This is a genomic window from Campylobacter hyointestinalis subsp. hyointestinalis (assembly GCF_013372145.1).
Lineage (GTDB): Bacteria > Campylobacterota > Campylobacteria > Campylobacterales > Campylobacteraceae > Campylobacter > Campylobacter hyointestinalis.
Map to the genome: position 1 here is coordinate 1,175,053 of NZ_CP053827.1, position 21,474 is coordinate 1,196,526.

General features: G+C 33.6%; 22 protein-coding genes and 1 tRNA gene. 16 read left to right on the top strand and 7 right to left on the bottom strand.

All coding sequences use genetic code 11. The annotated features are described in order from the left end of the window. Nucleotides 1–714: 714 nt before the first annotated feature. The 3 genes from CHHT_RS06095 (at nt 715) to CHHT_RS06105 (ending at nt 2,075) form a co-directional block, all read left to right on the top strand. Nucleotides 715–918, top strand: coding sequence for a hypothetical protein (locus tag CHHT_RS06095; RefSeq protein ID WP_074898824.1), 204 nt, complete (start codon nt 715–717; stop codon nt 916–918). 260 nt (nt 919–1,178) lie between these two features. Further along, on the top strand, nt 1,179–1,652 hold the full coding sequence (locus tag CHHT_RS06100) for a RelA/SpoT domain-containing protein (protein ID WP_051663805.1): 474 nt from the start codon (nt 1,179–1,181) through the stop codon (nt 1,650–1,652). 201 nt (nt 1,653–1,853) lie between these two features. Then, the gene (locus tag CHHT_RS06105; protein ID WP_051663806.1) at nt 1,854–2,075 is read left to right on the top strand and encodes a hypothetical protein; all 222 of its coding nucleotides are present in this window, start codon (nt 1,854–1,856) and stop codon (nt 2,073–2,075) included. A 277-nt stretch (nt 2,076–2,352) separates the two neighbouring features. Here the strand turns inward: CHHT_RS06105 and CHHT_RS06110 are convergent, their stop codons facing one another. Next, nucleotides 2,353–3,090: a hypothetical protein gene (locus CHHT_RS06110; RefSeq protein ID WP_034963855.1), complete on the bottom strand. Its 738-nt coding sequence runs from the start codon at nt 3,088–3,090 to the stop codon at nt 2,353–2,355. A gap of 148 nt (nt 3,091–3,238) precedes the next feature. On the opposite strand from CHHT_RS06110, the gene CHHT_RS06115 reads away from it, so the two are divergent. The 5 genes from CHHT_RS06115 to CHHT_RS06135 all read left to right on the top strand — a co-directional run bounded on the left by CHHT_RS06115 (nt 3,239) and on the right by CHHT_RS06135 (nt 5,323). Continuing rightward, nucleotides 3,239–3,385 (top strand): hypothetical protein, encoded by a 147-nt coding sequence (locus CHHT_RS06115; protein ID WP_159428489.1) that lies wholly within the window; start codon nt 3,239–3,241, stop codon nt 3,383–3,385. Then, nucleotides 3,372–3,614 carry a helix-turn-helix domain-containing protein gene (locus tag CHHT_RS06120; protein ID WP_034963857.1) on the top strand — a complete coding sequence of 81 codons (243 nt, stop codon included), beginning with the start codon at nt 3,372–3,374 and terminating at the stop codon, nt 3,612–3,614. The genes CHHT_RS06115 and CHHT_RS06120 overlap by 14 nt, the downstream gene beginning before the upstream one ends. A 592-nt stretch (nt 3,615–4,206) precedes the next feature. Further along, entirely contained in the window at nt 4,207–4,440 is a 234-nt protein-coding gene (locus tag CHHT_RS06125; RefSeq protein WP_034963859.1) for a hypothetical protein, read from the top strand. Between the two features lie 380 nt (nt 4,441–4,820). Beyond that, nucleotides 4,821–5,084 (top strand): Rha family transcriptional regulator, encoded by a 264-nt coding sequence (locus tag CHHT_RS06130; RefSeq protein WP_051663807.1) that lies wholly within the window; start codon nt 4,821–4,823, stop codon nt 5,082–5,084. Then, the gene (locus CHHT_RS06135; protein WP_034963861.1) at nt 5,081–5,323 is read left to right on the top strand and encodes a hypothetical protein; all 243 of its coding nucleotides are present in this window, start codon (nt 5,081–5,083) and stop codon (nt 5,321–5,323) included. Before CHHT_RS06130 ends, CHHT_RS06135 begins: the two co-directional genes overlap by 4 nt. Before the next feature lie 781 nt (nt 5,324–6,104). Here the strand turns inward: CHHT_RS06135 and CHHT_RS06140 are convergent. Together CHHT_RS06140 and putP are read right to left on the bottom strand one after the other, a co-directional pair. Continuing rightward, a tRNA-Ile gene (locus CHHT_RS06140) sits at nt 6,105–6,181 on the bottom strand. A 67-nt stretch (nt 6,182–6,248) separates the two neighbouring features. Then, nucleotides 6,249–7,763 (bottom strand): sodium/proline symporter PutP, encoded by a 1,515-nt coding sequence (putP, locus tag CHHT_RS06145; RefSeq protein WP_034963862.1) that lies wholly within the window; start codon nt 7,761–7,763, stop codon nt 6,249–6,251. A gap of 108 nt (nt 7,764–7,871) precedes the next feature. Here putP and CHHT_RS06150 point away from each other — a divergent pair, with 108 nt between their 5' ends. The 6 genes from CHHT_RS06150 to CHHT_RS06175 are packed head-to-tail and all read left to right on the top strand — an operon-like array spanning nt 7,872 to nt 12,231. Beyond that, entirely contained in the window at nt 7,872–8,591 is a 720-nt protein-coding gene (locus CHHT_RS06150; protein ID WP_034963864.1) for an amino acid ABC transporter permease, read from the top strand. Continuing rightward, nucleotides 8,584–9,312 (top strand): amino acid ABC transporter ATP-binding protein, encoded by a 729-nt coding sequence (locus tag CHHT_RS06155; RefSeq protein ID WP_034963865.1) that lies wholly within the window; start codon nt 8,584–8,586, stop codon nt 9,310–9,312. Before CHHT_RS06150 ends, CHHT_RS06155 begins: the two co-directional genes overlap by 8 nt. Before the next feature lie 14 nt (nt 9,313–9,326). Beyond that, nucleotides 9,327–10,055, top strand: coding sequence for a basic amino acid ABC transporter substrate-binding protein (locus tag CHHT_RS06160; RefSeq protein ID WP_034963867.1), 729 nt, complete (start codon nt 9,327–9,329; stop codon nt 10,053–10,055). Between the two features lie 27 nt (nt 10,056–10,082). Further along, nucleotides 10,083–10,808 carry a transporter substrate-binding domain-containing protein gene (locus CHHT_RS06165; RefSeq protein ID WP_034963869.1) on the top strand — a complete coding sequence of 242 codons (726 nt, stop codon included), beginning with the start codon at nt 10,083–10,085 and terminating at the stop codon, nt 10,806–10,808. 37 nt (nt 10,809–10,845) lie between these two features. After that, entirely contained in the window at nt 10,846–11,454 is a 609-nt protein-coding gene (thiE, locus tag CHHT_RS06170; protein ID WP_034963871.1) for a thiamine phosphate synthase, read from the top strand. Beyond that, on the top strand, nt 11,455–12,231 hold the full coding sequence (locus CHHT_RS06175; RefSeq protein ID WP_034963873.1) for an undecaprenyl-diphosphate phosphatase: 777 nt from the start codon (nt 11,455–11,457) through the stop codon (nt 12,229–12,231). A gap of 9 nt (nt 12,232–12,240) precedes the next feature. On the opposite strand, the gene CHHT_RS06180 is transcribed toward CHHT_RS06175, so the two are convergent. Further along, on the bottom strand, nt 12,241–13,512 hold the full coding sequence (locus CHHT_RS06180; protein ID WP_074898825.1) for an aminotransferase class V-fold PLP-dependent enzyme: 1,272 nt from the start codon (nt 13,510–13,512) through the stop codon (nt 12,241–12,243). An 80-nt stretch (nt 13,513–13,592) separates the two neighbouring features. Between CHHT_RS06180 and CHHT_RS06185 the strand changes: the two genes are divergently transcribed. Beyond that, nucleotides 13,593–14,444 (top strand): DUF234 domain-containing protein, encoded by an 852-nt coding sequence (locus tag CHHT_RS06185; protein ID WP_234945134.1) that lies wholly within the window; start codon nt 13,593–13,595, stop codon nt 14,442–14,444. Further along, nucleotides 14,432–15,427: a sensor histidine kinase gene (locus CHHT_RS06190; protein WP_034963875.1), complete on the top strand. Its 996-nt coding sequence runs from the start codon at nt 14,432–14,434 to the stop codon at nt 15,425–15,427. The genes CHHT_RS06185 and CHHT_RS06190 overlap by 13 nt, the downstream gene beginning before the upstream one ends. A gap of 19 nt (nt 15,428–15,446) precedes the next feature. On the opposite strand, the gene CHHT_RS06195 is transcribed toward CHHT_RS06190, so the two are convergent. The 3 genes from CHHT_RS06195 to dnaE form a co-directional block, all read right to left on the bottom strand. Beyond that, nucleotides 15,447–16,922: an autotransporter outer membrane beta-barrel domain-containing protein gene (locus CHHT_RS06195; protein WP_064019812.1), complete on the bottom strand. Its 1,476-nt coding sequence runs from the start codon at nt 16,920–16,922 to the stop codon at nt 15,447–15,449. Further along, nucleotides 16,894–17,220, bottom strand: coding sequence for a hypothetical protein (locus CHHT_RS06200; RefSeq protein WP_034963969.1), 327 nt, complete (start codon nt 17,218–17,220; stop codon nt 16,894–16,896). The genes CHHT_RS06195 and CHHT_RS06200 overlap by 29 nt, the downstream gene beginning before the upstream one ends. A 217-nt stretch (nt 17,221–17,437) precedes the next feature. Continuing rightward, on the bottom strand, nt 17,438–21,430 hold the full coding sequence (dnaE, locus tag CHHT_RS06205; protein WP_034963850.1) for a DNA polymerase III subunit alpha: 3,993 nt from the start codon (nt 21,428–21,430) through the stop codon (nt 17,438–17,440). Nucleotides 21,431–21,474: the final 44 nt, after the last annotated feature.

Genomic DNA, 21,474 nt, shown 5'->3' on the forward strand with positions numbered 1-21,474 from the left:
TTCATTATCATTCAATTTCATAAAATTACAATTAAATTGTGATTTTTTCTACAATCACAATTTTTAACTCAAAAGGAGCTACAAACTTTGCAGCATATCCTTTATTACCAAAATCTTTATTTAGTGTTTGAATAAAATTATCCAAACTCTAAGTTATCCACTCTTGAGCATTCCATACTGTGATCTGTTTCTGTTATCTTGAATTCTTTGTTTTTGATTTTTTATCCTTGTTTGCATTTATTTGCTGGAATATACATCTACTGAAAATTTCTTTTTTTTAGGATTTTGAGCCTGTTTGTTTATTGTATATCATTTTAAAAGCCCTTGGTATAAATTTATCCTTGTAGGATTTAAAACTTACACCTTATAACTTTATGTGGATAAATATTTTAGTGTGGATTTATTTTTTTATGATTGAATGAAGTGATTTTTAACTGTTAATTATGAATAATTTAGTATAAATTTACCATTTTTCTAGCTTAAATATGTAAAATTATGTCAAAAATAAAGTAAATATCATGTATAATTATCCTTTTAGGATTTAAAACCATTACTATATTTTGCGTATAGTTTTACCATAATTTTATAATTAAATTAATCGGTTTTCATAGTGCTTTAAAATCTTTGATTTATATAAAACAAACAAATAATAACTAATTTAAAATATAATTAATAAAAGAAAAAAATAAACATAGACGAGGTAGAAATAAAATAATGGTTGAGATAAGAACAAAAAAAGGACTTTCAGATAAAAGAATATCTGAAATAACTGGGTTGCCGTATAATACAATTATGCAGTGGAAGCGCACTGATAAAAATGGGTATAGATATAAATTATACTTATACATAAAACTATCAGATGAGAGCAAACTTTTAGAGCATTTTAACCGCTCTACGCCCTGCACTCAAAATGGTTAAATCAAAAGCCGATAAAATCGGCTAAATATTTCATTTGTTTGTGGATAGTTGTTAAGGGTTATTAAATTTACACCCTGTTTTTTATATAATGATTTTATTAAAAATACGACCCAAAATAAAGACAATGATAGATAATGAGCGAACAAAATTTACGTAATATCGAGCCAAATAAAATAGGCAAATCAATAAGAGATGAAACTCCTGTATCATAAGCTACCATAAACGAGCTAAACAAATACAGAGAATTACACATCCCTATAATGCGTTGTTTAGCTACCGTAGCAAGAAATAAAAGACTTAAGCCTGTTATCACAGCTAGGAGATTAAAAAGATTTCCTTCTATCGAAAAGAAGCTTAAACGCTTCCATACTATGAGACTATCTCAGATGCAAGACATAGCAGGAGTTAGAACAGTATTTAATACCATAAGCGAAGTTTATGATTTTGCTGATGATATGCAAAAAACATATTCTAAAAATCGAAACTTTAGCTTTAAAAGCTCAAAAGATTATATAAATAGACCTAAAGAAGACGGTTATAGAGGTATTCATCAAATCTTTATTTACAAAAAAGGACCACATAAAGATAGTTTTGGGCTTAGCGTTGAGCTTCAGATACGTACACTACTTCAGCACTACTGGGCGACAGCAGTTGAGATTTTATCACTTAAATCATCACTAAATTTAAAGCTTGGCGAAGGACTAGAGTATAAAAAAGAGTTTTTTAAACTCTGATTCGTGCTTATAGCTTATAAGGAAAAAACAACTCTATCAGATGAATACAAGCACTTATCAAAAGTTCAGATTATAGAAAAATACAAGAAATAGACAATCAATACGAGATTTTAAAGCACTTATCAGCCATTGCACTAACTAGCAAAGAAATACAAGATAGCACCAACAAAAAAACATTTGATTTATACGTTATGTATCTTGATGTCAAAAACAACAGCCTTTTTATACGTGGATTTGCCAAAAAAACAAGAGCAAGAAGCTAAGATGTTTTATCAAGCACTAGAAACAAATGCATATTTTGATGTTGTTTTAATATCTCTTGACAAAGTAAAACAGCTTAAAAGTGCATATCCAAACTACTTTTTAGATAGCAAAAACTTTTCTAAATTCATAAAAGAAAGTTATAAAGAGCTGTTGAAATAAATAACTCTTTATACTTTACACATACAAAATAATACTTTAAAAATCAATACATATGTTCTTTAACATACTTTTTAAGTGGATTATTTGTTTTGACAACCCTATACACGTTCTTCTTATTCGTGACATTCATAAATTATTTTGTGTAGGGCTATCAAAGTAAATTCCTAATTTAGGAGCACAACATGGATGACTGGATTATATTTATCTTGATAATGATGTTTAGTTGGTTATTTTTATTTGATTGAGTTGTCCACGCTCTGCTAAGCGTGGATAGAAATCACTTTTTAGTCTTATTTGTATCTTTTGATTGTGGTTTTTGTGGTGGAACTTGTTTATTTGCCATAATACCACTATCATTAGTTTGAATTGGTTTATTATTTGTAATTATGTTTGTAGTAACTGGCTTTACATCTTTGCTAATTACTGGTTTATTATCATTTGCCATTTTGTCTACCTCCTTTCTTGAAATTATATCCTTAAGTGTAAAAGATATCGAGGTAAGCATAAAAAATATAAACGCACCAATAAGCCAGTAAAAACTATCATGTATCCAATTTGATCTATATTTGATTATATCCAAATTTTGATTTAGTGCATTTTGTGTTGAGCTTATAAGTTTTGTAAGGCATTCGCAGTGTGCATAAATTCCATCTTGTATATTTGATATTTCAGACATATCAAAACAACCAAGTGATTTAGATGCACGATGACTAAGCGCCTTAATTAGTATAAAAATAGATGAAAAACTTAAAATTATGCAGACATATATGCTTGTATATAAATACCATGTTGCATTCTTATCACTAATATTATTTATAGCCAAAAAACAAATACCTATCATAAAGGTATTTAACCATAAGTAAGTTTTTATTAGATTTTTCTGATTTGGTATGAGTGAAGTCAAAACTATATCCAAATCTTTACGCAAAGCTTCATAGCTTACTTTTAGATTGTTTTCATAGTTTTTTACATCATCTATCTTTGGCTTTTTTTGAAGATACATTTTTGTTTTCATTTTTACCTCTTTTTTAAAAATTATATAAAAATTATATAAAAATATAAAGATTTAAAAACTAATTAAAGGATTTATATGTTTTACATCATTATTATCACTATTTGGGCGTTATGTATATTTGGATTATATTATCAAAGGAGATTTAAAGATGAGCTATAAAACACTGAAAAAGTATAAACATCTCATCACAAAAGAGATGAGCGTAAAAGAGTTTGCAAATTTAGAAAGTATAAAAGATGAAATTTGTTATAATATTAAGGTTAAATTACAAAGGATAGATAATGAGCGAAGATGAAAACATAGTCAAAAGAGTATGCCGTGAGCTGGGCATTACGCAAAGAGAATTAAGCGAGATTTTAGGGGTTCATTTAGTATCAGTCCAAAAGTGGGTAGCAAATGCCAACGACTTACCACTCCAAACACAAAAAAGCTTAAATTTAGTTCTTGAAAACCATCACCTTAAAAACAAAGTCGATAAAATCAATACCATTTTAAAACTTATTGATGAGATAAAAAATAGCTAATTTATAGGTGCGATTTTAAATCATACCTATAAAATACATAAAAATTTTGTAAAAACAGATATAAATTACAAAATATTTATATAAATACTATTGACAAATACAAAAATATTTTGTATAATAACGATACAAATACAGTAAAACGCTGTATAAGTTATTTAAAATAGAGTTGTTAAGTTTAGTAAGTTGTGGTAGAATACCAAAATGAACGAAGTAATAAAAAACATAGGCTTAGGTATCTTTGTAAATGGTGCCTTTGCTTGACAGTTTGCAGGTGCTCCCTTAGAGGGTGCTTTAGCAGTGGTTGAGGGCATTATTATAATGTATATCGCCACTAAACTGAAAAAAAAGGAGTAAAGACAATGAGTAGCCTTTTTTTAATTCTCTCTACGGCTTTAACCATAGGTTGCATTATAGCCTATATAAAAGCTTATAAAAAAGATAAAAAACACCAACACTAACTTAAACTTTAACGCTCTATTTTAAAGTAAAAATTAAAATGGAGCGTATTATGTTTACAACAGATACAAAAGACTTTTACACCAAACAGCAAAATTCGCTATAATTATTAAGGTTAAATTACAAAGGAGCAAAAATGCAAGATGAAAATCTAATAAAACAAACTTGCAAAGAACTAAATTTGACTTATAAACAGCTTGGTGAGATGATAGGATATAGCGAGAGTGCGTTAAAAAATGCAGCAACAAGCGAAGCTAGTGATCCGATGAAAAAAGCTATAAATATGTATCTTGAAATTTTAGCTTTAAAAAAAGAGTTAAAAGCTAGTCAAGACTTTAAAAATAATCTCAAAGACTTTTTAAGGGACTAATCAAAAATGATTAGTCCTATTTTATACTAAAAATCTACAAAAATTACTAATTCTATACTTTTACTCTTGATTTTTAGTCCTATTAAGGATATAATTATCATATCAAAGGACAAATAAGGACTTTGATAGAAAGGAGTAAAAGATGTCTCACAGTGAAGTACTCGAGCTAATCACTGCGATTATCTGCTTGATAACGGCAATTATTCAAGCGATAAAGCGGTAAGCAAAGGGGCGAAAGCCCCTGACATCTTTTACCCTTTAAAATTATATCATAAAGGAGCTGTTATGTTAGATATTTTAGTAGTTGTTATATCGACTTTAGTTTTAGGGCTTAGTGTTAAGGTTTATAGACTTGAAAAAGAGATTAAGGAGCTTAAAAAATGAGTGCCTTAATCAATATAAACGATGTAGAAGTTAAATTTGAAATTGTCGGCGATGATATATTCGCCGACAGTCTTAAAATAGCTGAAGTTTTTGGAAAAAACCACCATAATATTTTAAGACTAATTAAAAATTTACTTGATTATGAGTTTAAATTAGCAAATTTTAAAGCTGGATTTTATCTAAATTCGCAAAACAAACAGCAACCGATATATAACATCACCCGTGATGGAAAGTCGAGTTTATCAAAGCGTTTAATATGATGGAGAAAGAGCTAACCAGCCTTAAATTTGCAGAGCAAACAAACCGCATAGCAAATTTACAAGCTATTCAAATATCACAAGCCAAACACCACCAAAGCGTTACAAACGGATATAAAAGCACATTTGTCAAACAAAAAGCTAAGCTAGAAGTGTTAAAAGCTCATCTGACTATCACCAAAGATAAAAATCTGAGGTACTGTGTGGACAATGATATATATTTTAATACAATTAAGCTGTGAGATATTAGCTCATCTTTATCAAATCAGAGTCTTCTAATGGCTATATTTATAGTATTTTACTCATAGGGCGTTTTTCGCTAATTATAAAAATTAAATAAAAAATTACTACCATTTATAGAGTATTCTTTATGCTCTCCTAATATCTCTTCTACTTGTCTTGACATAGGCAATATAAAATTCCTTTTTCATCTTCATTTTTTCAGCATTTATCACAAAAATTTATTGTCAAAGTCTACTTCTCCTCCACTCTAAAGCACGTACATTAAAAGGTCTTAAAGCAGTATGTATAATCTTAGCTTTAAAGCTATTTTAGTTTTATATCTACAGTTGTATTCTTTCAAAGTTGAAAAGTTCCTCTCTTTGCTTTGTTTGAAAGTATATTTAAAATTTATATCAACTATTATATTACGTGTTATTAAATTTGTACTTTTTTAAAGATTTGATTGAGTAGATTAAATATGCGTTTGAGAGTTTCTAGTTTATCCATTTTTCTAATGGCTTAAGATATCTGTAGGAGTTACACCCTTATGTCGCATAAAACCAAATTTAGGGAAGGTATAATGTTCTAAACGACGTAATTCTCGGGCTTTTGTATCATAGCTCAAATATTTTTTAACTGTCGGTGTTGTTTTAATTTGCAAATTTGATCAATCGCTTTTACAATATAGCTTATCTTTTGGTTTTAGATTTTTGATCAATTTATCTGTAACTTAAAATATCAATTTTTTAGTAGTTTTGATGAATAAAAATGAATGAATAAAAAGGTATAAAAACATTCAGATGGTGGGTTCACCAGGACTCGAACCTGGGACCATCCGGTTATGAGCCGGATGCTCTAACCAACTGAGCTATGAACCCACTTGAATTGAAGTTGGAATTATATACCTTTTTTACTTAATAAATACTTAATTCCAGCTTCTTTTCATTAAAGCTTATTTTCGCTTCTTTGCTTCATTTTATCGAATTCTTCACCTATCACAGACAAATTCGGCTCACGTGACATTTTTTTTATCATATCGTTATATTTATTTACAATAGCTATAGCCGTACAAGCAAATACAAATCCAGGAAGAAGCTCATAAACTACATCGCTAAGACCAAAAACTATCCACAATAATACAGTTACGCCGCCAACCACCATACCGCAAAGTGCAGAAAGTGCGCTCATATGACGAGAGTATAAACTAAACAAAAGTACCGGACCAAAACTAGCTCCAAATCCAGCCCACGCATTTCCCACTACTCCAAGAACAGTATCAGTAGAATTAAACGCTATAAAAGTAGCAGTTATCGCCACTATGACAACGGCGAAACGACCGACTAAAACTTGAGTCGTTTGGCTAACTTCTTTTTTATAAAAGGCAAATATAAAATCCCTTGTAATAGAACTGGCACTTACTAAAAGCTGACTAGATATAGTACTCATGATCGCAGCCAAAACAGCAGATATGATCACGCCGACTATAAATGGATGAAACAATACTTCTCCCAGCTTTAAAAACACAGTTTCAGGATCTTTTAAAGGCATTCCTATTTGATTGAAATACACAAAGCCTATAAGTCCGCTAGCCATAGCTCCGATAAGTCCTAAAACCATCCACGATATACCGATAAATCTAGCTTTATCTAGCTCTTTAGAACTTCTTATAGCCATAAATCTAACTATTATATGAGGTTGTCCAAAATACCCAAGTCCCCAAGCAAGCAGCCCTAATATACCAAGAAAATTCTGTCCAGCAAATAAATTCAAGTGATCTTTTCCAGCCATTTGAGAATACTTCGATAATTCAGTAAAAAATGAACTATCGCTCGGAGTATTTAAATTTAAAAAAGCAACTACTGGTATCAAAACAAGCACTAAAAACATAAGAGTGCCTTGAAACGCATCTGTTAAGCACACTGCTTTAAATCCACCAAAAAATGTATAAAACACAACTATAAAAAGTGTAAAAATAGCTCCTAAGCTAAAATTTAGTCCAAAAAAGCTCTCAAAAGTTTTACCACCGGCGATTATCCCGCTACTTACATAAAGCGTAAAAAATATGAGTATAAATACACCAGATATTATACGCAAAACTTTCGTTCTATCTTTAAATCTATTTTCCAAGAAATCTGGTATAGTTATGCTGTCGCTCGCGACTTCGGTATAAATTCTTATACGTTTTGCAAGGTATTTATAGTTTGCCCATGCTCCAATACTAAGCCCGATAGCTATCCACATATTTGCTATACCACTTAGATACAAAGCTCCTGGCAGTCCTAGAAGCATCCAGCCGCTCATATCGCTAGCTCCGGCACTTAGCGCAGTCATCACAGGGCCTAAGCTTCTATTATCGAGTAGATATTCATTTAAACTTGAACGCTTATTGTAAGATATACGACCTATGATAAGCAAAACACCAAAGTACAGCGTGATCGCTATATAAACACTAAAACTCATCCAAACCTCCGATATAATAACATTCGACCATTCTACCTAATTTAAGTTTAAAAATATATATTTTTTTGTATAATTTACATTTATTCTAAATTTAAGCAAGGTTTTATATTGACAAATTTACTTAATGAAAAAACTTTTAAATTTATATTTTCCATAGCCATTATAATTATAGGAATTTGCTACACTTATCCAGTTAGCATAACAGATGCCCAAAAAGGCGCTTATGTAGATTCGTATTTTACTACGCTAGGACTTACTTTTGGTGGTATTTTCATAGGTATCGTACTTGGCTTTATACTAGCTTTTTTAAAGTTTTTAAATATCAAAATCCTATCATTTATCATAGACGAATACATAGACATAGTAAGAGGAACTCCTGTACTTTTGCAACTTATGATATTTGCCTTTGTCATACTTGCTACTCTTAGCGACAACTTTTACGCCGCGGTAATAGCTCTTGGATTAAACAGTTCTGCATACGTTGCTGAGATCGTAAGAAGCGGTATAAACAGCGTAGATAAAGGTCAAATGGAAGCGGCTCGCGCTATGGGACTTAGCTATAGCGTTTCTATGCGTCAGATCATCTTTCCTCAAGCTGTTAAAAATATACTTCCGGCTCTTGCAAATGAGTTTATAAGCCTATTTAAAGAGACTTCGGTCGTCGGACTTATAGGTATATTTGATCTTACTATGCAAAGTAAAAGTTTGCAAGCAACTCTATTTAGTCCCGAGCCTATCTTGTTTGCAGGAGTTATATACTACGCAAACGTCAAACTCTTTTCACTTCTTGCAAAACTCTTAGAAAATAGGCTAAACAAAAATGATTAAGATAGAAAATTTAGTAAAAAACTACGGAAATTTAAAAGTTTTAAACAGCATAAGCACCGAGATAAAAAAAGGTGAAGTCGTAGCTATCATCGGACCTAGCGGCGGCGGGAAAAGTACTTTTTTACGCTGTATCAACCGCCTTGAAGAGCCTACGAGCGGTCATATTTTTATAAAGGGTGTAGATATTTTAGATCCTAAGATCAATATAAATAAAATTCGCCAAAAAGTATCTATGGTATTTCAGCATTTTAATCTTTTTGCAAACAAAACTGTAATGCAAAATCTCACGCTTGCCCCACTCCAAACAGGACTTTGCGATCTAAAAACAGCAAACGATAGAGCAAACGAACTACTAAAAAAAGTCGGACTTTCATACAAAGCAAACGCTTATCCTCATAAGCTAAGCGGTGGACAAAAACAACGCATAGCTATAGCTAGAAGCCTTGCTATGGAGCCTGATATCATACTTTTTGACGAGCCGACAAGCGCACTTGATCCAGAGATGATAGGCGAAGTTTTAAGCATTATGAAAGAAGTCGCCAAAGACGGGCTTACGATGCTTGTAGTAACTCACGAAATGGGATTTGCTAAAAACGTAGCAAATAGGATATTTTTTATGGATAAAGGTATCATCGCAGTCGATGATACGCCAAAAAATGTCTTTGAAAACTGCACCCATCCACGTTTAAACGAATTTTTAAACAAGATACTAAATCACTAGAAAAGGAAAACAAAATGAAAAGTTTTTTTAAATTTATCGTTGCTGCTTGTGTAGCAGCCGGTTTTTCCCACGCCGCAGACGTGTTAAGAGTAGGCACAAATGCCGCTTATCCTCCATTTGAATTCATAGATGAACAAAATAAAATAGCTGGTTTTGATATGGATCTTATAGACGCTCTATCAAAAAAAGTAGGATTTGAGTATAAGATAGTAAATATGAGCTTTGATGGGCTTATACCTGCTCTAAAAGCAGGTAAAATAGACGCAGTAGCAGCAGCTATGAGCGCAACTCCTGATCGCATAAAAGCAGTAAGTTTTACAAAGCCTTACTATACTACGGAAAATTTATTTATTAAACAAGCGAAAAACGGTGATCTAACATCAAAGCAAAACTTAGAGGGTAAAAAAATCGCAGTACAATTAGGAACCGTCCAAGAAATAGCAGCTCGCTCTATAAAAGGCGTTAAAGTTATGGCAAACGAAGATATATTTGCAGCTATAATGGCACTTAAAAACGGCAAAGTAGATGCTGTTTTAGTAGATAGTTCTATAGGTTATGGTTACTTAAACAAAAACAAAGACCTAGCCGAGTTTTTAAAAGAACCTGATGGTAGCGAAGGCTTTTCTATAGCTTTTGATAAAAACAAACATACCGATCTGATCGCAAAGATCAACCAAGCAACCCAAGAGCTAAAAAATGATGGTACTTATGATAAGCTGCTTGAAAAATACAATCTAAAATAGTCTCAAACAAATAAAAAGGAGAGTTTGATGAATAGGGTTTTTAAATTTATCTTTGCTTTATTATTGATGCTAAACCTAGCAAATGCTAAAACGTTGATATTTGGCTCAGACGCTGAGTATCCTCCGTTTGGCTATGTGGATGAACACAATAAAATAGCGGGATTTGATATAGATCTAGTAGATGCTATATCTAAAAAAGCTGGATTTGAGTATAAATTTATAAAAGTCGGGTTTGACGCTTTGATACCTGCTCTAAAAGCCGGTAAGATAGACGCTATCGCAGCTAGCATGAGCGCTACAACTGAAAGAAGAAAATCAGTTGATTTCTCAAATGCGTATTTTTATACAAAAAATTTGTATCTTAAAATGGCGAGCGACAAAGAGATCACTTCAAAAGACGACCTCAAGACAAAACGAATAGGTGCAATGCTAGGCACAGTCCAAGAAAGCGTTGCCCATGAGATAAAAGGTGCAAAAGTCATAGCCACAGAGGGCATAGCAGGAAGCATTATGAATCTAAAAGCTGGTAAAGTCGATGTCGTGATAGTAGATAGCTCAGTAGGATACGGCTATCTTAAGAAAAACACCGATATAGTAAAATGGCTTGAAGAAAACGATGGAAGTGACGGTTTTGCAATGGCGTTTGACAAAGATAAACATAGCGAGTTTTTAGCTAAATTTAACAAAGCCTTAGAAGATATCAAAAATGACGGAACATACGAAAAACTTCTTGAAAAATACGATCTAAAATAGCTTAGCCCTACTTTAGGGCTAAATTTAAGGGCTTGAAATGTGTCAATTATATGTTTTAACAGACAAAGAATTTACTCCGCAAAATAGTATCTCTGGGCAAATTTTAGAGCTCTTAAATTCTGGTATCAAGTTCATTCAATACAGAAATAAAATACAAGATCACGATATAAGATTACTCAGATCAATAGCTGGCTTATGTGATGACTTTAACGCAAAGTTTATCATAAACGATGATCCATTCTTGGCTAAAGCTTGCGGTGCACACGGTGTTCATATCGGAAAAGACGATGAAGATATAAAAAAAGCAAAAGAATTGCTAGGCAAAAACTCCATTATAGGAGTTAGTTGCTACAACGATATAAATTTAGCGCTAAAAGCTCAAAGAGATGGCGCTTCTTACGTTGCTTTTGGAGCGATGTATATGAGTAAAACCAAACCAAACGCCCCTCTTTGCGACCACGATACCATAAAAAAAGCAAAAGAGAATTTGAGCATTCCTATCTGTGTCATAGGCGGTATAAATGCTCTAAATTTAAAAGAAGTTAGCACTCTTATGCCTGATCTAATAGCCATAGTAAGTGCTGCTTACTCACCAAAAAGTATCAGTGAAAACATAACAAATTTAAACAATATAATAAGGAATTAAATGGATTTTTTAAGCGCCATAATACTAGGAATAGTCGAGGGCTTGACCGAGTTTTTGCCTGTTAGCTCGACTGGACATATGATACTTAGCGCAAAGTTACTAGGGCTTGAGCAAACAAGCGTGTTAAAATGCTTTGAAGTAGTTATCCAGCTAGGAAGTATCTTAGCAGTTGTGTTTATGTTTTTTGATAGATTAAAAGAGGATTTTAATCTTTGGATAAAGCTTGCTATAGGATTTGTACCTACAGCCATCATCGGTTTTTTGGCTTACAAGCACATAAAAACATTTTTTGAGCCAAGTACCGTTGCTTATATGCTCATCATAGGTGGTATCGTTTTTATCGTAGTTGAGCTTTGGCATAAAAAGATAAACTATGAGGGTGACACGAAAACATTGCACGAAGTAAGCTTCAAACAAGCTTTTCTAATAGGACTTTCACAATGCTTTGCTATGATACCTGGCACATCAAGAAGCGGCTCTACCATCATCGCGGGTCTGCTTTGCGGACTTAGTCGCGAAGTTGCGGCTAGATTTAGCTTTTTACTAGCTATTCCTACTATGTTTGCCGCGACTGCTTATGATAGCTACAAAAATGCAGATATTTTCGTGCAAAACAAAGAAGCTTTATGGATGTTTTTAGTCGGTGGATTTATGGCGTTTATAGTAGCTTTGATAGTTATCAAACTATTTTTAAAATTCGTATCTAAGTTTAGCTATATCAGCTTTGGAATCTACAGGATAGCCCTTGGTTCGTTATTTTTGATCTATGTTTTATAAGCAAAGCTATCAAAAAAATTTGATAGCTTCTTTGATGGCATTCAAGAGATAGTCTAGATCGTCTTTTGTTTGAGTGTAGTGTAGGCTCGCCCTAACAAAGCCCGGTTTTTGGGCAAAATCCGCGTCATCTTCCAGTCCTAAAAGCTCATGCCCATATGGACCAGCGCAAGCGCATCCGGCTCTTGTTTGGACGCTAAATTTATCGCTTAAAACTTTAGCAAGCTCATAAGGCGATATGCCTTTGATGTTAAAAGAAAATATAGGAAGTCTATCACAGTTTTTTGAGCCATAACATATCAAATTTTTTATACGCATAAGATTATCTTCAAAATACTCTAAATTTGCCTTTTCTATCTCTCTTATGGTTTCTAAACCTATGTCGTTTCTAAGCTTAAATGCTAAAAAAGAGCGTACTAGCTGAGTGATACCAGGAGTTCCAGCGTCTTCTAAGGCTTCTTTATTTTCTACAAATTTAGCACTTTTTCTACTTACGTAAGTTACTGTTCCTCCACCAGCAAAAGTAGGTTTGTCGCCTGTGCAAAGCTCTTTTCTTATGGCTAAAAGCCCAGATCCGCCAACACCACCAAGCAACTTATGTGATGAGATGAAAGCCGCGTCAAAAAAGTCGCTATTTACATTTTCGTAAGCAGCAAGGCTTGATAGATCAAGTGCGATAATGCCACCATAATCCCTTATCATTTTATTTAGATTATACAGATCGGTTTTTATACCAGTCACATTTGAAGCTGCACTAAAACTAGCGATTATCTTGCGTCCTTTATTTAGTTTAAGGACGCGTTCCATTTCACCAAAATGGATACCTCCGTCTTTTGCCAAAGGTACTCTAAAAACTTCGCAAAGTCCATACCTAAAGCTTATCTCATTGCTGTGATGTTCGTAAGGAGAGACGATGACTAAAGGAAATTTACGCTTGTCTATATTTAAATTTCCTAAAACTGCTCTAGTAGCTGGCGGGATATAAATTCCCATTATCTCTTGAAATTTTTTTATCGCCGCAGTACTTCCAAAAGAACAAGGCATAAGATAAAAATCATCGCCTAGCTCTAAAAGTTTCTTTATCCCGCTTCTTGCGCTTTCATAGTAATTCGTAGTAACCCTAGCACAAGTTCCGCACTCGCTATGAGTGTTTGAGTATGTCATCAAAACTCTTAGTATTTCGTCTTCTATCTCTTTATATCCGAGTCCTGAAGCAGTCCAATCAAAATAATAAATTCCGTCTTTTAAGATTATATTTTTTCTTACTTTTTCTAAATTTATCAACTTTATTTCCGCCGTTTTTTATATAAATTATACAACATCTATGCTAAAATTATCACAAAATAAGGAGCTAAAAACTAAATTTGAAAAACAGTTTTGATGATAGCAAAATTCAAAGTTTGCTCGAGTTTTATTTTGTGTTTGATAACTGCACTTTGAGTAAGGATTTTAGCGATATATTTGAAGCCATACAAAAACATATTTTAGATAGATATGAAGAGCTTAGCGAACGTTTTAAATTTAGCAGTTACGATAAAGAGATAAAAATAATGCTTAAAAAACTAGCAAGAAGTGATAGAAAACGCTTTAACATCTCAAAGTCACTCCCAAGAAAACTAGCAAGTATCATCATAAAAACTCTACAAAATAATGGTATCTTAAAGATAGAAAAATCAAAAGAGATAAAACCCAAAAGCTCAAAACATCAAAAGATAAAAAAAGAGCTTAGAAGATATCAAGTCCAAGATAAAATTCACTTTAAAAGCAACTTCGCACGGTTTTGGTTTAGGTATTGTGAGCCAAATTTAGAGCTGTTAAAAGACGCAAAAACAGACCAAGTTCTAGACATCATCAAAAACGATTTTTTACTATACTGCTCTTTGCCATTTGAGCTAGCTAGCATAAAACTGCTTTCACACCATTTAAATATACCTAGTGAGCTCATCTCAAGTTACTGGAATAAAAAAGATGAAATAGATATATTTATAGATCACGAGGGGTTTATCATAGTCGGCGAAGTCAAATACAAAGATAGAAAAATCTGCAAAAACGTGCTAAATATCCTAAAAGCAAAATGTCAAAACGCAGATATAAAGCCAAATTTGATAGTTTTATTTTCAAAATCAGGCTTTAGCAATGAACTTTTGAGCTTAAAAGATGATAAAATACTACTTTTTGGACTCGAGCATTTTAAGGAAATATTATGGAACTCTTAGAACAAAACGAAACGAAACATATCCAAGACGGATTAAAAAATCTAATAGAACAAACTTACTTGATAGAAAAAGAGTACAAAACTCTAAATGAATCATACATAAGTTTGCAAAACTTCATACAAGATATCGTTGAAAGTCTAGGTGCCGCACTTTGGGTCGTAGATATGAGTGGCAACATACTACTTAAAAATGCTAAAACAAGCGGATTTGACGCTATACTAAATTTAATAGATCTAAAAAGAGCAAACCAAGAGATCGAGCTTGAAAATAGACACTTTGCTATCAAGATCACTACAAAAGAACAAAATAAAATCATACTTGCTACAGATATAAGCGATGAAAAAAGAAGTGCTAGGCTAGTTTCTATGGGCGCCGTAGCCGCTCATCTCTCACACGAGATCAGAAATCCTATAGGTTCTATCTCTTTACTTACAAGTACACTTTTAAAAAGAGCCGATGAGAAAAATCGCCCTATCATAGACGAAATTCAAAAAGCGATATTTAGAGTAGAGCGCATCATCAAAGCTACGCTTTTATTTACAAAAGGCGTTCATATAAACAAGCAAAGCTTTAGCCTAGAAAAGCTAGAGCAAAACTGCCTCACAGCGATAAACCAATACGCATTTTCAAAAGAGATAGAGTTTAAATTTAGTGGATTTGAGGGAGAAATTTTAGGCGATATCGATCTTTTAGATATGGTTTTTAGCAACCTTATCTTTAATGCTATAGATGCCATAGAAGAAGATGAAAATAACAGCGGTCAAGTAACCTTAGAGCATATCTTTAAAAATGATTCTCACGTATTTTACATAAGCGATAGCGGTGTAGAGATAGATAAAAGCGTGGTTTTTGAACCATTTAAAACTACAAAGCTCAAAGGCAACGGCTTAGGACTAGCCCTAAGCATAGAGATCGTTCACGCTCATAAAGGTAGCATTTGCTTTAAAAACAAACCAAAGATCTTTACTATAACATTGCCTTAACCCCCCCCCACCTTTTTTTTCACAACCTCCACTCAACCCCAAGTCTACCACTTACTCCTTCATTCTTACCTACTAGTCCCATTACTCCTATATCTAAAGTAAGCTTGTCATTGTCATTTATAGGTTTTAGTTTAATTCCAGCTTCTATACTTCCAGTATTACCTTTTATGCTAGGAGAGTCTATATCATAGTTATAGCTGATATTTCTTCCTTTAGCTTCACCTTTAAACTCTCTTTGAATTCCTACTCCAGTATATAAGCTTAGATTCTCTTTTAGTTTATAGTTATATAAAAAGCCTAGTTTAGTAGAAACTGAGTTTGTAGCATCAAATTTATATCTATCATTTGTACTCATAGTTATATCTTCACTATTAACTCTAGTATAAAATACCTTAGTATAGATATCTAAATTTGATATATCATCTATATCAAATACCTTTCCTAGTCCTATATGAGTTCCAAAGTAAGCTCTTTTAGATTCAAAGCTTGAGCTTATATTACCATTACCAAAGTCATCACTTTTAAAGTCACTCTTTACTTGTCCTACTCTAAAGCTATTTTCAAAGTAGTAGTTACTAGCCATATCAAATTTACTAAAAACTCCAAATCCAAAGTATGAGCTATCTCCACTTCCTTTTACATTTCCAGATACAAAACTATTATAGCTATTATAGTTTCCAGATCCTGCTTCAAAAAATGCACTATACATAAAGCTATCGTTTGCTTTTTTAGATACTCCTGTTAGTAAACTTATACTTCTTATATCTACATGAGAGCCTGTATTACTTCTAGTACTACTTGCTCCTATACTTCCTATACTAGTTTCATTAACTCTAGTAGTATTTAATGCACTTGACATATCTTTTATACTTGATTCTAATGTATCATTTGCTCTTGATACTATAATAGAGCTTGATATACCACCTTCTAAGATAGCTTTTTGGTTTTCATTAACCTTTTTTCCTACACTAGTTGCTACTATTTGTTTTACATTACCACTTCCATCATCGCTGATAATTCCATCATCTTTTACTGCTGCTAGACTAAATTCATAACTGTTTGATATACCTTGCAAAGCTGAAATGTTATTACTCATATTAGTGGGTGGAGTTATAGTAGCATTTGGTTCATCTATAAGAATTATTTTATCACCTACCTTTAAAGCTGGACTATCACCATCCATCACTCCTACGCCTATTTTTGAATTTGATAAGTTTGTATTATCAACAGTACCAACAGTACTTAAACTTAGTAAAGTATCGTTTGCTTTGGTACTGTCTAGTAGATATAAATTTATAAACTCAAAGTTTTTTATATTCTTTACTTTTATATCTTTAGTGCGAATGTTTAGAGTATTGCCTGTAAAGTTATCGACATCTGAACTTCCACCATAAAGTATAGTAGTTACTCCAAAAGTAGGATTTCCTGAGATGTTTATGGTGTTTGAATTTGCGTTACCTGATTGACTAATACCGCCGTAAATCAAACCATTCATAGTTCCGCCTGTGATATATATATATCTTGTTGTTTTCTACGTTGTCACTTGTAGCTGAGTAGCCACCTAAGACATATCCGCTTATATCGCCACTATTTACAGTTACACTGTTTTCTGAGAAGCTAGTAGCACTAGGAGCTAGTGAATTAGCCTTGCCAAGAACATTGGTAAGAGTAGCTCCTGGATACGTGATAGTTTCTCCTGCTATAGCATTTATAGCTGTTAGACTTAAAAGAAATGCAAAAGGTTTTAAGCGTAAATAGTAGTACCCCCCCCAGATATATTTAGGAGTATTCATAGTAGATCCTTGATGTAGATATGGATAAATTTATTTAGAGAGTTAGTCTAAGCAAATAAATCAGATTAAGACGATTTTATAATTTAAATGTTTATTAAATAGAATATATTTTTTAAATTTAGTGTATGATTTGCTGTATTTTAATGTATGAAATTTAAATTTGTCTATAAACTCCGCCGCTCTGGGCTATAAGCGGCGAGAAGTGAAACGAAAAGCTTTACGAGCAAAGACTCTGCGGAACGCTTATGATATTTGCAAGTTTTTCTTCAAAATCGTCATTTACCACAAATTCAGTGTTAAATAGCATAACTTCGCTTTTGTAGTCGTTCGTGATACGCAAAACTAGGCGTTTATCGCCGTTTTTTTGATGCTCTTTATGGGCTAGATTGTAAATTTCGCTTATCTTGCTTTTATCTAAATTCCCAAGCTCTAAGTCTATCTGCAAGCTCCCTTTTATAGATGGTATAGCCACCACGGGCTCGTCTTTAAAGATCCTTTTGTTTCGTTTTAGACTAAAGTTTCCACTAGCTGCGTCCTCTAAAGAGATGATCTGATTTATGATAGGTTTTGACTGACCATCTTTGTTAGGAGCGACTCTAAAAGCGTAAATTTGATTTAGCTCTTCGCTTTGCATATTTGAGATAAATTTACTAGTAGCATCAAAGGCTATCATCTCAGAATTTCCGCTCATATCGGCTACATTTAAGATAGTCATATCCATACCGCTTTTTGTAGTTCTTGTATTTATGTTGCTCATCTTACCTAAGATCAGCACTTCGGCGTCTTTAGTAGCGGAAAGTTCGCTTATGCTTTTATGACTTATAGACTCAAAGAACTGCTCTACGCCTTTTATATCTGCGGTGCTTAGCTTGCTAGATTTTAGCGAATATCTACGATTTATCGCGTCTTCTAGACTCAAGATATCATTTATCTTTATCTTAAACTGCTGTCCGTCTCTTGTTAGCGTAACTTTAAACGCGTATGGCTTGCTAAGATCGTCGCTGTTCATAGCATCTATCTTTTTGTATTCGTCAAACGCCGTAGCTTCGATACTTCCGTGTACATCTAGTATAGTCACGATAGCCATCTTTCTGCCACTTTTAGTGATCTTTATAGTTGTATCTTCTATCTTACCCACTATCAAGATCTCGCTTCCGTCTTCAACGCTCTCAAACTCATCGCAAGTCACATAGTCGATGCTTTCTATCTCATCTTTATAGTCATCAAGCGGATGCCCTGAAACATAAACTCCCAAAATGTCTTGCTCAAAAGCAAGCATCTCTTTCTTTTCAAATTCCTCTTTTATATGAGTTAAGCTCAGATTTACTTCTTTCATGCTTTCATCATCGCCAAATAGTGAATTTGACACATTTCTCCTTATATCAGAAACCCGTTTTGTGGCTTCTACTATATTGTCGAGATTGCCTACTATCATTTTTCTGGTAAATCCAAAATCATCAAACGCGCCTGATTTTGCAAAAGATTCATAAACTCTTCTATTTACCGAAGCACTATCTGTTTTAGAGATGAAGTCGTTTAAGCTAGTAAAAGTTCCATTTCCTCTGGCTTTTATGATCTCTTCTGCGGCACCTACACCGACACCTTTTACCGCCGACATTCCATAGATAATGGCGTCTTTTCCGTCTTTTTGGATAACGCTAAACTCACGCATAGAATGATTGACATTTGGTGGCAAAAATCCTATATCCAAACGTTTTATCTCATCAATGTATTTTATGATCTTATCGACGTTATTTTCTTCGCTAGTAAGAAGAGCAGCCATAAACTCAGCTGGATAATAAGTCTTTAGATAAGCAGTTTGAAACGTGATGAGAGCGTAAGCTGCGGAGTGGGATTTGTTGAATCCGTATTCGGCGAATTTCATAATAAGCTCGAAAAGTGCGTCAGCTTTTTTCTCATCAAAGCCCGAACTTTTGGCTCCCTCTAAGTACTGAGCTTTTAAACGAAGCATTTCGTCTTCTTTTTTCTTACTCATTGCTCTTCTGACAAGATCAGCTCCACCAAGGCTAAATCCACCTATAGCTTGCACTACTTGCATAACTTGTTCTTGATAAACTATAACGCCATAAGTCGGCTCAAGTATAGGTTTTAGTACGTCAAAGGCGAACTCTATTTTCTTTTTTCCGTGTTTGATATCTATAAAATCATCAACCATACCAGAATTCAAAGGTCCCGGACGATAAAGCGCTATCATAGCGATGATGTCCTCAAAGCAGTCTGGTTTGAGCTTTGCGGCTAAGCTTTGCATACCGCTTGACTCTATTTGGAAAATTCCCAAAGTATTTCCACTTTGTATAGTCTGATATGTTTTTGGATCATTAAAATCTACCTTTTCCCAAAGTATATCTACATCAAATCTAGCTTTTATAAGCTTCTTAGCATTATCGATAACCGTTAGAGTTTTTAGCCCTAAAAAGTCAAATTTGATCAGATCTACATCTTCGAGATAGTCTTTTGTGTATTGTGTAACGTAGTGTCCGTCCTCTGCGTTGCTTTGTTTCCAAAGCGGTGCTTTTTTCCATAACTCTTCATTGCTTATAACGATACCAGCGGCGTGCATTCCTGGGTTTCTGTTTAAGCCTTCAAGCTCACACGAGTACTCCCAGACTTGCTTTGCAAGCTCGTTTTGATTGATAAGAGCTGCGATCTTTGGCTCTTTTTCAAAGGCGCCGTCTTCCATTTCGCCCTTTTTATTTTTATGCGCTTTTAGCGTGATACCTAGCTCATCTGGTATGAGTTTTGCCATAGCGTCGGCTTCTGAGTAAGGCATACCCATCACCCTAGCCACATCTCTTATAACTCCTTTTGCCAAAAGCTTACCAAAGGTTGCTACTTGGGCGACGTTGTACTGTCCGTACTTTTCTATAACATAGTCGATAACCTCACCGCGTCTATTTTGACAAAAATCCACGTCGATATCAGGCATACTTATACGTTCTGGATTTAAAAAACGCTCAAAAAGCAAGTTATAAGGTATCGGATCAAGATCAGTGATGCGAAGAGCGTAAGCGACCAGACTTCCAGCCGCACTTCCACGTCCAGGGCCTACTGGAATTCCACGTCTTTTGGCTTCGTTTATGAAGTCTGCGACTATGAGCATATAGCCTGGAAATTTCATATTGTTTATCGTATTTATCTCAAGCTCGAGCCTATCTCTGTATATCTGATGTTTAGCAGGATCGATAAACTCAAGCCTCTTTTCAAGTCCTTGTCTACACTCATACTCAAACAAAAAGCTATCATTTTGCAGATCATACTCTTTGTCTGGATTTGGCAGGGTTAAGTTTTTATTTCTCGCGTACTCTTGAGTAAATTTAAAATTCGGTGGAGTCGCATCGCCGAGCTTTATCTCTAGATTGCACTTTTCTACTATATCTTGAGTATTTTGTATGATCTCTGGAATATCAGCAAAAATTTCGCTCATCTCTTCAGGGGATTTTGTGTAAAATTGACTTAAAACTTGTCCTCTGACTTTATCATCAAAGTTTTTGTTGGCTGAGATATATACAAATATCTTTTGTGCTATCGCACTCTCTTTTGTAGTATAGTGAGCATCATTTGTAGCTATGAGCTTTATACCGGTTTCTTTTGAAAGCCTGATGATATCGTCATCTATGCGCTGTTGATCGCCTATACCGTGACGCATTATCTCAAGATAAAAATCATCTCCAAATATCTCTTTGTAGCCCAAAGCGACTTTTTTAGCAGCTTCGTAACCCCCAGCACCTCTTTTTAAATTTCTCTCACTCAAATTTAGATGAAAATTTACTTCTCCTGCTAAGCAAGCAGAGCTACACACCAAACCTTCGCTATGCTCTCTTAAAATCTTTTTATTTATCCTTGGATAATAATAGTAGCCTTTTATGTAAGACATAGAGCTAAGATACATCAAATTTTGGTATCCTATTTCATTTTTTGCAAACAAACAAAGGTGAAACCTCTGCCTACTTTCTTTGTTGCTTATATCTTCGTGATTGTGTATGTATGCTTCAATACCTATGATAGGCTTTATGCCTTCATTTTTCATAGTTTTATAAAATTCGATAGCACCATACATATTGCCGTGATCTGTTATAGCACATGACTTTATACCCATTTCTTTGAGTCTTTTTGCCAAAACTTTTATTTTATTTGCACCATCAAGTAGTGAATATTCGGTATGTAAATGTAGATGTGTAAATTCGCTCATTTTCAGTTCCTTTATTGATAAATTCTATCATATAAGCACTAAAA

Bases quoted from the DNA above. Each gene is read 5' to 3' on its own strand.
- CHHT_RS06200 (WP_034963969.1), bottom strand. From the start codon at position 17,220: ATGAATACTCCTAAATATATCTGGGGGGGGTACTACTATTTACGCTTA.
- CHHT_RS06105 (WP_051663806.1), top strand. From the start codon at position 1,854: ATGTCAAAAACAACAGCCTTTTTATACGTGGATTTGCCAAAAAAACAA.
- CHHT_RS06100 (WP_051663805.1), top strand. From the start codon at position 1,179: ATGCGTTGTTTAGCTACCGTAGCAAGAAATAAAAGACTTAAGCCTGTT.
- CHHT_RS06120 (WP_034963857.1), top strand. From the start codon at position 3,372: ATGAGCGAAGATGAAAACATAGTCAAAAGAGTATGCCGTGAGCTGGGC.
- CHHT_RS06125 (WP_034963859.1), top strand. From the start codon at position 4,207: ATGCAAGATGAAAATCTAATAAAACAAACTTGCAAAGAACTAAATTTG.
- dnaE (WP_034963850.1), bottom strand. From the start codon at position 21,430: ATGAGCGAATTTACACATCTACATTTACATACCGAATATTCACTACTT.
- CHHT_RS06130 (WP_051663807.1), top strand. From the start codon at position 4,821: ATGAGTGCCTTAATCAATATAAACGATGTAGAAGTTAAATTTGAAATT.
- CHHT_RS06175 (WP_034963873.1), top strand. From the start codon at position 11,455: ATGGATTTTTTAAGCGCCATAATACTAGGAATAGTCGAGGGCTTGACC.
- CHHT_RS06155 (WP_034963865.1), top strand. From the start codon at position 8,584: ATGATTAAGATAGAAAATTTAGTAAAAAACTACGGAAATTTAAAAGTT.
- CHHT_RS06190 (WP_034963875.1), top strand. From the start codon at position 14,432: ATGGAACTCTTAGAACAAAACGAAACGAAACATATCCAAGACGGATTA.
- putP (WP_034963862.1), bottom strand. From the start codon at position 7,763: ATGAGTTTTAGTGTTTATATAGCGATCACGCTGTACTTTGGTGTTTTG.
- CHHT_RS06095 (WP_074898824.1), top strand. From the start codon at position 715: ATGGTTGAGATAAGAACAAAAAAAGGACTTTCAGATAAAAGAATATCT.
- CHHT_RS06165 (WP_034963869.1), top strand. From the start codon at position 10,083: ATGAATAGGGTTTTTAAATTTATCTTTGCTTTATTATTGATGCTAAAC.
- thiE (WP_034963871.1), top strand. From the start codon at position 10,846: ATGTGTCAATTATATGTTTTAACAGACAAAGAATTTACTCCGCAAAAT.
- CHHT_RS06115 (WP_159428489.1), top strand. From the start codon at position 3,239: ATGAGCTATAAAACACTGAAAAAGTATAAACATCTCATCACAAAAGAG.
- CHHT_RS06135 (WP_034963861.1), top strand. From the start codon at position 5,081: ATGATGGAGAAAGAGCTAACCAGCCTTAAATTTGCAGAGCAAACAAAC.
- CHHT_RS06160 (WP_034963867.1), top strand. From the start codon at position 9,327: ATGAAAAGTTTTTTTAAATTTATCGTTGCTGCTTGTGTAGCAGCCGGT.
- CHHT_RS06195 (WP_064019812.1), bottom strand. From the start codon at position 16,922: ATGAATGGTTTGATTTACGGCGGTATTAGTCAATCAGGTAACGCAAAT.
- CHHT_RS06110 (WP_034963855.1), bottom strand. From the start codon at position 3,090: ATGAAAACAAAAATGTATCTTCAAAAAAAGCCAAAGATAGATGATGTA.